At 69.5% G+C, this 269-nt stretch carries 1 pseudogene; it reads left to right on the forward strand.

The window, feature by feature from the left end:
* Positions 1-269, forward strand: a pseudogene (gene aspA, locus IE97_RS0137995) (aspartate ammonia-lyase); the annotation flags it as partial.

Below are 269 nucleotides of genomic sequence, written 5' to 3' on the forward strand. Positions count from 1 at the left end.
CGGCAACGACGTCACCATCACCATGGCCGCCGAGGCCGGACAGCTCCAGCTCAACGCCTTCGAGCCGATCATCCTGCACTCCCTGTCGGAGTCCCTCACCCACCTGCGCGCCGCCTGCCTCACCCTCGCCGAGCGCTGCGTCGCCGGCATCACCGCCAACACCGAGGCCTTGCGCGCGAGTGTCGAGAACTCCATCGGCCTGGTCACCGCCCTCAACCCGCACATCGGCTACACGGCCGCCACCGAGATCGCCAAGGAGGCCCTCGCCA

Source organism: Streptomyces sp. NRRL S-455 (assembly GCF_000717875.1).
Lineage (GTDB): Bacteria > Actinomycetota > Actinomycetes > Streptomycetales > Streptomycetaceae > Streptomyces.